General features: G+C 61.3%; 12 protein-coding genes, 3 pseudogenes and 1 other annotated feature. Of the genes and pseudogenes, 9 read left to right on the forward strand and 6 right to left on the reverse strand.

Annotated elements, in window-relative coordinates:
- Positions 1-154: 154 nt before the first annotated feature.
- The 3 genes and pseudogenes from AC07PT_RS09435 to AC07PT_RS09445 form a co-directional block, all read right to left on the reverse strand.
- Positions 155-376: pseudogene (locus tag AC07PT_RS09435) on the reverse strand (integrase core domain-containing protein); the annotation flags it as partial.
- Between the two features lie 12 nt (positions 377-388).
- Complete coding sequence (locus AC07PT_RS09440; protein ID WP_494656530.1) at positions 389-1,438, reverse strand: IS110 family RNA-guided transposase; 1,050 nt, start codon at positions 1,436-1,438, stop codon at positions 389-391.
- Positions 1,439-1,651: 213 nt separating this feature from the next.
- A pseudogene (locus AC07PT_RS09445) lies at positions 1,652-2,663 on the reverse strand (IS3 family transposase); the annotation flags it as partial.
- Positions 2,269-2,385 (reverse strand) — a sequence feature (AL1L pseudoknot). It overlaps the preceding pseudogene by 117 nt.
- Before the next feature lie 123 nt (positions 2,664-2,786).
- Here AC07PT_RS09445 and AC07PT_RS09450 point away from each other — a divergent pair.
- Positions 2,787-3,566: a type III pantothenate kinase gene (locus AC07PT_RS09450; protein WP_494656531.1), complete on the forward strand. Its 780-nt coding sequence runs from the start codon at positions 2,787-2,789 to the stop codon at positions 3,564-3,566.
- Positions 3,567-3,585: 19 nt separating this feature from the next.
- Here the strand turns inward: AC07PT_RS09450 and AC07PT_RS09455 are convergent, their stop codons facing one another.
- Together AC07PT_RS09455 and AC07PT_RS09460 are read right to left on the reverse strand one after the other, a co-directional pair.
- Positions 3,586-4,374 carry a tetratricopeptide repeat protein gene (locus AC07PT_RS09455; RefSeq protein WP_492347436.1) on the reverse strand — a complete coding sequence of 263 codons (789 nt, stop codon included), beginning with the start codon at positions 4,372-4,374 and terminating at the stop codon, positions 3,586-3,588.
- An 11-nt stretch (positions 4,375-4,385) separates the two neighbouring features.
- Positions 4,386-5,063: a TetR/AcrR family transcriptional regulator gene (locus tag AC07PT_RS09460; RefSeq protein WP_492347435.1), complete on the reverse strand. Its 678-nt coding sequence runs from the start codon at positions 5,061-5,063 to the stop codon at positions 4,386-4,388.
- A gap of 208 nt (positions 5,064-5,271) precedes the next feature.
- Between AC07PT_RS09460 and rfbB the strand changes: the two genes are divergently transcribed.
- The 4 genes from rfbB to rfbC are packed head-to-tail and all read left to right on the forward strand — an operon-like array spanning position 5,272 to position 8,731.
- Complete coding sequence (gene rfbB, locus AC07PT_RS09465; protein WP_494656532.1) at positions 5,272-6,342, forward strand: dTDP-glucose 4,6-dehydratase; 1,071 nt, start codon at positions 5,272-5,274, stop codon at positions 6,340-6,342.
- A gap of 2 nt (positions 6,343-6,344) precedes the next feature.
- Positions 6,345-7,259: a dTDP-4-dehydrorhamnose reductase gene (gene rfbD / locus AC07PT_RS09470; RefSeq protein ID WP_494656713.1), complete on the forward strand. Its 915-nt coding sequence runs from the start codon at positions 6,345-6,347 to the stop codon at positions 7,257-7,259.
- 36 nt (positions 7,260-7,295) lie between these two features.
- Positions 7,296-8,174, forward strand: a complete 879-nt coding sequence (rfbA, locus tag AC07PT_RS09475; RefSeq protein ID WP_492346574.1) for a glucose-1-phosphate thymidylyltransferase RfbA — start codon at positions 7,296-7,298, stop codon at positions 8,172-8,174.
- An 8-nt stretch (positions 8,175-8,182) separates the two neighbouring features.
- Positions 8,183-8,731 (forward strand): dTDP-4-dehydrorhamnose 3,5-epimerase, encoded by a 549-nt coding sequence (gene rfbC / locus AC07PT_RS09480; protein WP_492347432.1) that lies wholly within the window; start codon positions 8,183-8,185, stop codon positions 8,729-8,731.
- Positions 8,732-8,755: 24 nt separating this feature from the next.
- Here the strand turns inward: rfbC and AC07PT_RS09485 are convergent, their stop codons facing one another.
- Positions 8,756-9,817 (reverse strand): MBL fold metallo-hydrolase, encoded by a 1,062-nt coding sequence (locus AC07PT_RS09485; RefSeq protein ID WP_494656533.1) that lies wholly within the window; start codon positions 9,815-9,817, stop codon positions 8,756-8,758.
- 155 nt (positions 9,818-9,972) lie between these two features.
- Here AC07PT_RS09485 and AC07PT_RS09490 point away from each other — a divergent pair.
- From AC07PT_RS09490 to can, 4 genes and pseudogenes are all read left to right on the forward strand, one after another.
- A pseudogene (locus AC07PT_RS09490) lies at positions 9,973-10,368 on the forward strand (MerR family transcriptional regulator); the annotation flags it as partial.
- A gap of 149 nt (positions 10,369-10,517) precedes the next feature.
- Complete coding sequence (locus tag AC07PT_RS09495) at positions 10,518-10,976, forward strand: PaaI family thioesterase (RefSeq protein WP_492347430.1); 459 nt, start codon at positions 10,518-10,520, stop codon at positions 10,974-10,976.
- A gap of 17 nt (positions 10,977-10,993) precedes the next feature.
- Positions 10,994-12,172, forward strand: coding sequence for an isovaleryl-CoA dehydrogenase (locus tag AC07PT_RS09500; protein ID WP_494656534.1), 1,179 nt, complete (start codon positions 10,994-10,996; stop codon positions 12,170-12,172).
- Between the two features lie 40 nt (positions 12,173-12,212).
- The gene (gene can / locus AC07PT_RS09505; RefSeq protein WP_492347428.1) at positions 12,213-12,878 is read left to right on the forward strand and encodes a carbonate dehydratase; all 666 of its coding nucleotides are present in this window, start codon (positions 12,213-12,215) and stop codon (positions 12,876-12,878) included.
- Positions 12,879-12,887: the final 9 nt, after the last annotated feature.

Below are 12,887 nucleotides of genomic sequence, written 5' to 3' on the forward strand. Positions count from 1 at the left end.
CATGTCCGCGCTGATTGGCGTGGACATGAATACCTTATGGCGAGGGCTCTGGATAGATGACTTGGCCGGTTGCTTACTTTGGTCTCACATCATGCGGTGGTGCTTCACTCGGTGCTGAATCGCCCCGGGTTTCGAGGAGGCTGTTTGGTTTAAGTCAGGCCACCATCGCGGTGTTCTGACTGGCGAGTTGCCGATAGTAGTTTGCCTCAGCTTCGGCAGGCGGGATGTACCCGATGGATTCAAGCAGGCGATGGTGGTTAAACCATGACACCCATTCGAGAGTTGCAAACTCCACTGCTTCCTTTGTTTTCCATGGCGCCCGGCGATGTATTAACTCAGCCTTGTAGAGGCCGTTGATAGTCTCGGCCAAGGCGTTGACGCTCCTATGTCAAGGGGTGCTGGGTGGCCGGCCCAGATCACCCAATATCAACGGGTACAGCTCGCGCACGATGTACCGCTTCAGGCACCGCTGGATCTCCTTGGTCGACAGCCCTTGCGCCGTTCGGCGAGCGACGTACTCGCGTGTACGCGGGTCACTTCGCATTCGGACCATCGCAATGGTCCAGAGAGCATTGTTCGCGGAACGGTCGCCGCCTCGATTCAAGCGATGGCGCTTGGTCTTTCCGGATGAGGCTTGCAAGGGACTGACCCCGCAGAGGGCTGCCAGAGAGGCCTCGCTCTTCAGTCGATCCGGGTTGTCTCCAGCCACGCAAACCAGGACAGCAGCGGTTTGGGCACCGACTCCAAACTTCTGCCGAAGCCGCGAAGCATGCTGGCAGGTGAGTTGCTCGAGCTCCGCATCCAGAACCTTGACCTCCGCTTTCAACGCCAGCCAACGCTTCGCCAGGAGACGCAGGGTTGCTAGCAGAGACTGCAGCAAGGGCTCAGCCCCCAGCGATCTCACTTTGGAGCACATGTTCACGCAATCCTCAGCGTTGGGACGCAGCAAACGATCTCGAATGTCTTGCGGCGCGCTGACCAGAATTCCGCGCAACTGGTTGATGGTCTGCGTCCTGGCCTTCACCGCGCTCCGGCGCGCCGCTGAGACAGCGCGCATCGTGTACGCAGCGCCAGACTGCTGTTTAGGGACGGCTGTCGCACGGCCTGCGAGAACGGCACATGCAGCGCTTTCAGCGTCTGTGGGGTCGGATTTGCCACGCGTCCGCCGCGCGGAGCGGTCGGGGCGGTTTACTTCGAACACCTCGACCCCATGATCGCGCATCAGTCGCGTCAATCCAGCACCGTAGGTGGCCGTACCCTCCACACCGGCACGACGCAATTGTCCGAATGATCGAGCCCAGTCCAGCAGCTTCAAATAGCCGGCAGCGGTCGTTTCTACGGCCTGCGTCCCAAGCAGCCGGCCAGTGCAGCTGATCACTGCGCCGACATGTACGTCCAAATGCGTATCAACGCCAAGAATGACTTCGTCCTGATTCACACAAGCTCCTCTGTGTTGCAGAAGGCGCCACCAAACTCAATAGCGGGACAGGACACTCATGGTGCAGAACAAGGCTCCTATTAGGTCACGTGCATTGAGCCCGACAGCGCTCGGGGGAACATCCGACGTGATCGACAGGTCAACGCAAAGGCAGCACGGCCAGTCGTAGCTCGGGTCAGATCACGTCGGCGTCCGGGGACATTGGAACTGAGTGTCATAGCTATCGCCTTTGCTGCCCACGGAAGGTTCTATGCCCGCTTCAGCTAGTCGTTCGGAGTACCGAATGCTGACGTATTGCGACCCGCGGTCGCTGTGGCATATCAGGCTTCCATCGCGCTCAGGCTGGCGGGCATATAGGGCTTGCTCCAGTGCATCGAGCACAAAGTCCGTGCGCATCGAGCTGCTCACCCGCCAGCCCACAATGCGCCGGGCAAACACGTCGATGACAAAGGCCACGTACAGCCAGCCCTGCCAGGTCGAAACGTAGGTGAAGTCGCTGACCCACAACTGGTTCGGTCGCTCGGCTCTGAACTGACGCTTGACCCGATCCAACGGGCATGGCGCCTTGCCGTCACTGACAGTGGTTCGCACGACCTTGCCCCGCATCACCCCGCGCAACCCCAGCTTGCGCATCAGCCGCTCGACTGTGCAGCGGGCCACGGTCTCACCCCTTCGCGGCTCAGTTGGCGCCATACCTTGTCGGCGCCGTAGACCTGCATATTGGCTCGCCAAACACGCAGAATCTGCGGGCACAGGACCTCATCACGCAAAGCCCGAGCACAGCGCTTGTGGGGCGCGCTTAGCAACGCCGCATGTCGTCGATACGCAGAAGGGGCAACCTGCAAGACCTTGCAGAGCGGCTCGACCCCATAGGCATCACGATGCTTGTCGACGAAGGCTCTCAAGACTTCAGCCGGCGGTCGAGCTCCGCCTGGGCGAAAAACGCACTGGCCAGCTTGAGTATCTCGTTGGCCCGGCGCAGCTCCTTGACCTCACGCTCCAGTTCCTTCATGCGTTGAGCCTCAGTGGTTGTGACGCCTTCACGCACGCCTGCATCCACCTCAGCACGTTTGACCCATTCGTTCAAGGTCTGCGGTACACAGCCGATCTTTGGCGCGATGGACTCGATGGCTGCCCACAGCGATGGGTACTCGCCACGGTGCTCTTGCACCATACGTACGGCACGCTCGCGCACCTCGGGTGAAAACTTGTTTGACTTCGTCATGGCTCAATCCTCTCAGAGTGTTGAGCCTCCGCAAAACCCGGGGCGATTCAGTGCTGGGGCAAGTGTGCTCCTTAAGTAATTTGCAGGACAGGTAAGTTCCTGAAAGTAGCCATAATTGGCTCTATGAGCTTCCTTGCTATAGATGTCGGAAACACACGCCTCAAGTGGGCGCTGTATGAAGCCCCACACCGAGGGGCGACCGTGTTGGCGCAAGGCGCTGAGTTTCTGGAGAACGTTGACAAATTAGCCGACCATGCGTGGGCTTCTTTGACCCCACCAGACCGCATGCTGGGCTGCATAGTTGCCGGCGAGGCGGTCAAGCGGCGGGTCGAGGAGCAGATGGAAATCTGGGATGTGCCGCCAAAGTGGGTGGTCTCAACTCAGGGTGAAGCCGGGATGCACAATGGGTATGACCATCCAACCCGACTGGGTTCTGATCGCTGGGTCGCCATGATTGGCGCCCGACATCGCATGTTGAGCCGCGGAGAGCGCGCGCCGTTGATTGTGGTCATGGTCGGAACGGCCGTGACGGTGGAGGCAATTGATCCAGAAGGCGTGTTTTTGGGGGGGCTGATTCTTCCTGGTCACGGGATCATGCTCCGTGCCCTTGAATCAGGTACCGCAGGTCTTCATGTCCCGACGGGTGAGGTCAAGCTTTTTCCAACCAATACCAGTGATGCATTGACCAGCGGTGGAACTTATGCGATTGCCGGGGCGGTGGCACGCATGGTCGATCACCTGAGGATGCACTGCGGGCAGGAGCCGCAATGTGTGATGACGGGCGGTGCTGGATGGAAGATGGCGCCGAGCATGTCGGTTGAGTGCGAACTGGTGGACAATCTCATCTTTGACGGCTTGTTGGAAATCGCGGCTCGCAGATTTTCCAGCGCTGACCAAGCTTGATTGGCATTGGGCCTATGGCTCAATGGGTTGCCAACTCGGTTCTGGCCAACTCGCAATAGAGCGCCTCCATGGCGTCGACAGGCACACAGCTGGCCGCACGTTCGTAGAGTTGATTTGCTTGGTCATGACAGGCTTCGCCATTCAACATGACCAGTGCGTCGGCATACTCCACCAGACCCGCTGCCGAGTCCGGATTTTGTTGCAATGCCTCTGCCAAAAGTTGCAGCCCGACATCTTTGCGCGCGCCGTAGGTCATCCCACCTATCAAGGCCCCTACCTTGTCGATGACTTCGGCATGAAATGATCCCAGCGCTATGCGTGCTTCAACATGCTTGGGACAGAGCTCCAGGGTTCGTTCAAGAGACTCTTTGACTTTGCTGCCCAAGCCTTGAGCCAAAGCTTTGGCGACACTGATGGCTTGGCTGTACCGCCCCAATGCGTAAGCCAGCAAAAACCACGCATTCTGATCCTGAGGAGCATGTACCGTTTGCACACCCGCACGCTGAGCGACATCCATGAACAAATCAAGGCGTGCGTGCTCACTTTTTTCGAGATAGCAGGCATAGATGCAGGTGGCTTTGTTGGCGACGGTCATTCCGCCTGTTTCGCCAGTGGCTGCCGCTTCCAGGCCCAGCGTTCTGGCTGCCGAAAAATCACCATTGTGGAAGTATGCCCAGGCTTGCAACAGCAAAGGGCTACGGGGCAGAGGTTCAGAATCGCCCGCATGCAGTACTGCCCAGGATCTTTTCACGGAATCCGCTGTGAAGCTGAACAGACCCGGATGTGGAAATGGGGACCAGGTTGCCATTGCTTGTCTCCTTAGGAAGTCGTGACGTCAAGCGTGTTGCCGCGCTCGCACATGAGAGGCTCTTGGAGGCGTTCTCGTTCGGCTGTTCCCAGCCAGGGGATCAGCAAACTCAGCGCTTGCAGGACGCCACGCGCAGTGCTGAGTTTTCCTTGCTCCGGGCTGGACGCAAGACGTGGAGACTGGACATATTCATAGCTGAGCCAATAATTGAGCACCACCATCAGGTTTGATGTAGTCACTTCCACTTGATCGGCATTCATTTGAAGGGTTCCGCCAGCCCTGAGACGCTGCAACAGCCCCATCAGTGCACTCGATGAATCGATCTGAATTTTCTGCAATTGGGTTTCCAAGTGGCGGTTCTTACTCAGCAAATCGTTGAGATCGCGAAACAGGAACCGATGAGACCAGTTCAATTCGAAAAGCAGATGAAGCGAGCGCTTGGTCCCCTCCAGGTCGTTGATGCTTGAGACATCCTGTAGCAAAGGACGCAACTCGGCTTCGTAGCGGTCGGACAACGCATTGACCAGTTCGTCCTTTGCCGGAAAGTGGTAGTACAAATTTCCGGGGCTGATGCCCAGAGCACCAGCGATCAGCGTCGTCGAGACGTTGGGTTCACCAAACCGATTGAATAGATCGAGCGTGACTTCGAGGATTCGCTCGGCAGTTCTGCGAGGCGCCTTTTTCACCATGAAGTCGTCTCCCAGTATTTTTCGAAATCTGATTTCACTCTAGCCCAGCGAGGCGGGTACAGATACTAGGGATCTTGCTAGCCCCGGTCCGGCGTGAGCGCACCCAGTTGGCGGCGTCGGGCCCGAAGCGGACGTCGGAGTCCGGACGTCAAATGAGATAATCCGGCACTTTGGCTCCGGCTGAGCCGACTCCATCCAGGGCAGACAGATGATTCTCGTAACCGGCGGCGCAGGCTTCATTGGCGCCAATTTCGTGCTCGATTGGCTGGCTCAGAGCGATGAGCCTGTGGTCAACCTCGACAAGCTGACCTACGCGGGCAACCGCGAGAACCTGGCCTCGCTCGAAGGCGATGGCCGCCACCACTTCGCGCACGGTGACATCGGCGACAGCGCCTTGGTCGACGAGCTGCTGCGGGTGCATCAGCCCCGGGCCGTGATCAACTTTGCGGCCGAATCGCACGTGGACCGCTCCATCCATGGCCCAGAAGACTTCATCCAGACCAACGTTGTTGGCACCTTGCGCCTGCTCGAATCGGTGCGCGGCTACTGGAATGGCCTGGCTGCAGAGCAAAAAGCCAGTTTCCGTTTTCTGCACGTCTCGACCGACGAGGTCTATGGGTCACTGTCGCCCACCGACCCCGCGTTCACTGAAGACAACCCCTTCGAGCCCAACAGCCCCTACTCGGCCAGCAAGGCTGCCAGTGACCACCTGGTGCGCGCCTGGCACCACACCTACGGGCTGCCGGTGCTCACCACCAACTGCTCCAACAACTACGGCCCCTACCATTTCCCGGAAAAGCTCATCCCGCTGATGATCGTCAACGCGCTGGCGGGCAAGCCCTTGCCCATCTATGGTGATGGCCAGCAGGTGCGCGACTGGCTGTATGTGAAAGACCACTGCAGCGCGATCCGGCGTGTGCTCGAGGGCGGGCGCGTGGGCGAGACCTACAACGTGGGCGGTTGGAACGAAAAGCCCAACCTCGACATCGTGCACACCGTGTGTGCGCTGCTTGATGAACTGCGCCCCCGCAGCGACGGCAAACCTTACCGCGAGCAGATCACCTACGTCAAAGACCGCCCCGGCCACGACCGCCGCTACGCCATCGACGCCCGCAAGCTTGAGCGTGAACTGGGCTGGAAGCCGGCAGAAACCTTTGAGTCCGGCATCCGCAAAACCGTGCAGTGGTACCTCAGCCATGAGGACTGGGTGAGCCATGTGCAAAGCGGCGCCTACCGCGACTGGGTGCAAAAACAATACGCCAGCGAAGGCGCCGTATGAGCCTGCACATCCTGCTGCTGGGCAAAAACGGTCAACTGGGCTGGGAGCTGCAACGCAGCCTGGCCCCGCTGGGCCGGATCACGGCACTGGATCGCCACAGCACCGAACACTGCGGCGACCTCAGCCGGCTGGACGACCTGGCTGCCACCGTGCGTGCCTTGCGTCCCAACGTCATCGTCAACGCCGCCGCCCACACCGCAGTCGATCGTGCTGAGAGCGAGCCCGAACTGGCGCGAACCCTCAACGCCCTGGCCCCCGGCGCGCTGGCCCGCGAGGCGGCCCAACTGGGCGCCACCCTGGTCCACTACAGCACCGACTATGTGTTTGACGGCAGCGGCGATGCGCCCTGGCACGAGGGCGATGCCACCGGCCCGCTCAGCGTCTATGGCCGCACCAAGCGCGAAGGCGAGCAACTGATCCAGCAAAGCGGTGCCCGCCATCTGATCTTTCGCACCAGTTGGGTGTACGCCGCACGCGGTGGCAACTTTGCCAAGACCATGCTGCGCCTGGCGGCCGAGCGCGAACGCCTGACCGTGATCGATGATCAGTTCGGCGCCCCCACCGGGGCCGACCTGCTGGCCGACCTCAGTGCCCACGCCATCCGTGCCGTGCAAGTACGCCCCGAACTCTCAGGCCTGTACCACGCCGTGGCCGCAGGCCAGACCAGCTGGCATGGGTATGCCCGCTTTGTGATCGAGCATGCACGCCGTGCTGGTGTGGCCCTCAAGACGCCAGAAGACGGTATCGCCCCTGTGCCCACCAGTGCCTTCCCCACGCCAGCACGGCGCCCGAACAACTCGCGCCTGAGCACGGCCAAACTGCAAAGCGCGTTTGACCTGGCCTTGCCCGACTGGCAGCAGGGCGTGGCCCGCATGCTCGACGAAATCCTGCCGGCCTCGCTGCCGACCCAGGCCTGAGCGAACCGGCAAGAACTTCAGGGAGAACCACACATCATGACCACGCAACGCAAAGGCATCATCCTCGCCGGGGGCTCCGGCACCCGACTGCACCCGGCCACGCTGGCCATCAGCAAGCAGCTGCTGCCGGTGTACGACAAGCCCATGGTGTACTACCCGCTCAGCACCCTGATGCTGGCGGGCATGCGCGACATCCTGCTCATCAGCACCCCGCAAGACACCCCCCGCTTCCAGCAACTGCTGGGCGACGGCAGCCAATGGGGTCTGAACCTGCAGTACGCCGTTCAACCCAGCCCCGACGGGTTGGCCCAGGCCTTCATCATCGGTGAGCAGTTTGTCGGCAACCACCCGAGTGCCCTGGTGCTGGGCGACAACATCTTCTATGGCCATGACTTTGGCCCCCTGTTGGCCAATGCCGATGCGCAGACGGCCGGTGCCACCGTGTTCGCCTACCACGTCACCGATCCTGAACGTTACGGCGTGGTGGCCTTTGACAAGAGTGGCAAGGCCAGCAGCATCGAAGAAAAGCCCCCGGTCCCCAAGAGCAATTACGCGGTCACGGGCTTGTACTTCTACGACCAGCAGGTGGTGGACATCGCCAAGAGCATCCGCCCCAGCGCCCGCGGCGAGCTGGAGATCACCACCGTCAATGAAACCTACCTGCAGCGTGGCCAACTCAACGTGCAGATCATGAAGCGTGGCTACGCCTGGCTCGACACCGGCACCCACGACAGCCTGCTGGAGGCGGGCCAGTTCATCGCCACGTTGGAGCGCCGCCAAGGCCTGAAGGTGGCCTGCCCCGAAGAGATTGCCTGGCGCAACGGGTTCATCACCAGTGAACAGCTTGAGCGCCTGGCCCAACCCTTGGCCAAGAACGGCTACGGCCAATACCTGCTGCGCCTGCTCAAAGATTAAGCCCCATCATGAACGTCATCCCCACCGCCATTCCCGAAGTCCTGATCCTTGAGCCCAAAGTATTTGGCGATGCCCGAGGCTTCTTCTTCGAAAGCTTCAACCAGAAGGCCTTCAACGAGGCCACCGGCCTGCAAGTCGAATTTGTGCAGGACAACCACAGCCGATCGACCCAGGGCGTGTTGCGTGGGTTGCATTACCAGTTGCAGCAGGCCCAGGGCAAGCTGGTGCGCGTGGTGCGCGGCTCGGTGTTCGATGTGGCGGTGGACATCCGCAAAAGCTCGCCCACTTTCGGCCAATGGGTGGGCGTGGAGTTGAGTGAGGACAACCACCGCCAGTTGTGGGTGCCGGCCGGCTTTGCGCATGGCTTTGTGGTGACCAGTGAAAGCGCCGACTTTCTGTACAAGACCACCGACTACTATGCGCCGCAATACGAGCGCTGCATTGCCTGGAACGACCCCACCCTGGGGGTTCAGTGGCCCGATCTGGGGGAGCCCCCCCGTCTGTCGGCCAAGGATGCACAGGGTGTGCCTTTGGCTCAGGCCGACGTGTTTGCCTGAACCTGCGCGGTGCGCGCAAAGGCCTCAGCTTGATACCGCGCTGAAGCGGTAAATCCCGTCCGCGCCCAGTTCCCGCCGCAGCAGGCCTTGAAACCACAGTGCATGCAGGTGGGCCACGGCTTCGCCCATGGCAAAAGTGGTCTGGTGCAAATCCAGCGGCCGTTTGAACATCACCGGCAGGATGTCGGCGCCGCAGCAGGGGTGTTCCTGGCAGGCTTGCATCACCTCGCTCAAGCGGTCGCGGTGGTGATCATGGAGCTGCCGGATGCGCTGATGCAGGCCACGGAAGGGTTTGCCGTGGGATGGCAGCGTCAGGGTGTCCGCCGGCAGCGTGGCAAATCGATCCACTGAATCCAGAAACAGCTTCAAGGGGTTCGACTCGGGCTCGATGTCGAACACGCTCACATTGGTCGAGATGCGCGGCAGCATCATGTCCCCACCCAGCAGAACGCCCAGCGTAGGGCAGTGCAGGGCCATGTGCTCCGGGGCATGGCCATAGCCGCTGATGCATTGCCAGTCGTGGGCGCCAATGCGCACAGAGGCGCCGTCCATGAGCCGGTGAAAGCGGCTCGGCATGGCGGGCACCATGCTGGGGTAATAGCGGGTGCGCCCACGTATCTTGTCCACGGCCTCGGGGTCGCTCAGCCCATGGCTTGCAAAAAATCCCGCGGCATCAGGCCCGCCGAAGCCCGTGGTGCTCTGCGAACCCAGGCGGGCAGCGTAATAGTCGGTGGCGCTCATCCAAAGGGGGGCGTTCCAGCGTTCGCACAGCCAATGCGCCAGTCCGACATGATCCGGGTGCATGTGGGTCACCAGCACGCGCAGGATGGGGCGCCCTTGCAATTGCGTGGCAAAAATCTGTTCCCAGGTGGTCTTGGCGTCGTCGCTGGCAATGCAGCAGTCCACCACCGTCCAGCCTTTCACCCCATCCAGCTCGTCGGCGAGCAGCCACAGGTTGATGTGGTTCAGCGCAAAAGGCAGCGCCATGCGAATCCACCGCACCCCAGGCGCCACTTCCAGGGTGTGGCCGGATTCGGGCAAGGTCTCGCCGAGAGGGTAGTCCAGTTCCAGTTCGAGGGAGTTCATGGTGTGGGGCCTTCGTTTGGACTTGTGTCAGGGCTTTGACGCGGCGTTCGCCAGGATTGACGTTGACGTAAGCGTCAGCTGTAATCGGCTCATTCTAGGCAGGCGTGCACAGGGCAGATGTCACCGCCGTGCTACCGATTCGATCTGTTTTTTCCATGGCCACCACTTACACCATCAGCGACCTCGCCCACGAATTCGACCTCACCACCCGCGCCATGCGCTTTTATGAGGACATGGGGCTGCTGCAACCGCTGCGTGAGGGGCCTGGCGGTCGCACCCGCATCTACACCGCCCGCGACCGCACCCGCCTGAAGCTCACGTTGCGGGCCAAGCGCCTGGGCTTGTCCCTGTCGGAGGCGCGTGAAATCATCGACATGTATGACAGCCCGCGGGACACCGGACCGCAGTTGCGTAAATTTCTCGATGTGCTGGCCGGGCACCGCCGTCAACTCGAAGAGCAGATGGCCGATCTGCAGGCCAACCTTGAAGAGGTCAAGGTGCACGAGAAGGAGGCCCGGGCCCTGCTTGCCAAAGCCAGCAAAGGGCAGGGGGCCGAGGGGGACACGGGGCCGGCGGCGTCGCCTCAAGCCCCGATCGGCGTGTCCTCCACTCGCAAGCGTCGCGCCGCCTGATCCGCTGAGACCTTTCGCAGTCTTTCACTGATTGACGTTTACGTAAACGTCAATTAAGCTGCCGGCCCATGAACCGATCCACTTCCGACGAGGCTGCAGTCCCCAACGCCCTGCATGCCCGCATCGAAGCCAGTCTGGCCCGTCAGGGGCTGATGCAGCACCTGGGGGCGCGCCTGCTGCGGGTCGAGCCCGGCTTGTGCGAGATCGCCTTGCCCTATTCCGATCGGGTCACCCAGCAGCAAGGGGGCTTCCATGGTGGGGCCATGGGCGCCCTGGCGGACATCGCCGGCGGCTACGCGGGCCTGTCGGTGCTTGATGAGGGGCTGGAGGTGGTCACGGTCGAGTACAAGATCAACTTTCTGGCCAGCTTCAACGGTGGCGAACTTCACGCGTTGGGCCGCGTGGTGCGTCCAGGCAAGCGGGTCATCGTGACCACGGCCGAACTCTTTCACGTGGCGCCCGATGGGCGCCGTCAATCCTGTGCGGTGATGCAGCAGACGCTGGCACCGGTCCCTCAAAAATACTGAATTCCAAGGAGACTTCCATGAACCTGCCCGGCCTCAACTTCCAACTTGGCGACGACATCGATGCCCTGCGCGACGCGGTGCGCGACTTTGCCCAGGCCGAGATCGCCCCGCGCGCGGCCGAAATCGACCGCAACGACCAGTTCCCCATGGACCTGTGGCGCAAGATGGGTGATCTGGGTGTCTTGGGCATCACCGTGCCTGAAAGCTATGGCGGTGCCAACATGGGCTACCTGGCTCACATGGTGGCCATGGAAGAGATCTCCCGTGCCAGCGCCTCGGTCGGCTTGTCGTATGGTGCGCACAGCAACCTCTGCGTGAATCAGATCAACCGCAATGGCACCGAAGCCCAGAAAGCCAAGTACCTGCCCAAGCTGATCTCCGGCGAGCACGTGGGCGCTCTGGCCATGAGCGAGCCCGGCGCTGGCTCCGACGTCATCAGCATGAAACTCAAGGCTGAAGACAAGGGCGGCTACTACCTGCTCAATGGCAACAAGATGTGGATCACCAACGGCCCCGACGCCGACACCCTGGTGGTCTACGCCAAGAGCGAACCCGAGCTGGGCGCCCGTGGCGTCACCGCGTTCCTGATCGAGAAGGGCATGAAGGGCTTCAGCATCGCGCAAAAGCTCGACAAGCTCGGCATGCGCGGCAGCCACACGGGCGAGCTGGTGTTCAATAACGTCGAAGTGCCGGCCGAGAACATCCTGGGCGGCCTCAACATGGGCGCCAAGGTGCTCATGAGCGGCCTTGACTACGAGCGTGCCGTGCTCACCGGTGGCCCGTTGGGCATCATGCAGTCGGTGATGGACAACGTCATCCCCTACATCCATGACCGCAAGCAGTTCGGCCAGAGCATTGGTGAGTTCCAGCTCATCCAGGGCAAGGTGGCCGACATGTACACCGTGCTGCAGGCCGGCCGTTCGTTTGCCTACACCGTGGCCAAGAACCTCGATCTGCTGGGCACCGAGCACGTTCGCCAGGTGCGCAAAGACTGCGCCAGCGTCATCCTGTGGTGCGCCGAAAAGGCCACCTGGATGGCGGGTGAGGGCGTGCAGATCTTCGGTGGCAATGGCTACATCAATGAATACCCTCTGGGCCGCCTGTGGCGCGACGCCAAACTCTACGAGATCGGCGCCGGCACCAGCGAGATCCGCCGCATGCTGATTGGCCGCGAGCTCTTTGCGGAGACTTGCTGAGCCTCAAGCACCTGACATGCACAGCCGCTAACATCGCCGCATGACTTCTTCCTCCAGCCTTCAGCATCTGATCGACAACAACCGCGTTTGGGCGGCCCGAATGGAGCAGGCCCGCCCTGGTTTTTTCAGCCAACTGGCCCAGCAGCAAAACCCCAAGTACCTGTGGATCGGCTGCTCCGACAGCCGAGTGCCTGCCAATGAGATCACGGGGCTGGATCCGGGCGAAGTGTTCGTGCATCGCAATGTGGCGAACGTGGTGGTGCATTCCGATCTGAACGCCTTGTCGGTGATTCAGTTCGCGGTCGATTACCTCAAGGTCGAGCACATCATGGTGGTCGGGCACTATGGCTGTGGTGGCGTGCTGGCTACCTTGCGCGGCATGCGTGTTGGTCTGGCGGACAACTGGCTGCGTCATGTACATGACGTCAAGGTGCGTCATCGTCGCCGCCTGGATCACCTGAGCCTGGCCGAGCAAGAGGATGTCCTGTGCGAGATGAACGTCATCGAGCAGGTCGGCAACGTGGCCCTGACCAATGTCGTGCAAGACGCCTGGCACCGGGGCCAGAAGCTGGCCTTGCACGGCTGGTGCTATGGCCTCAAGGATGGCCTGGTCAATGACCTGCACGTCAGCATGCAAGGCCCCGACGATGTGATGCCCATGTTCCGCAACGGGCTCAAGCGCTACCCGCGCGGCGTCGGCGTCTGAGTTTCTGAG

The organism is Curvibacter sp. GW821-FHT09D12, assembly GCF_059416245.1.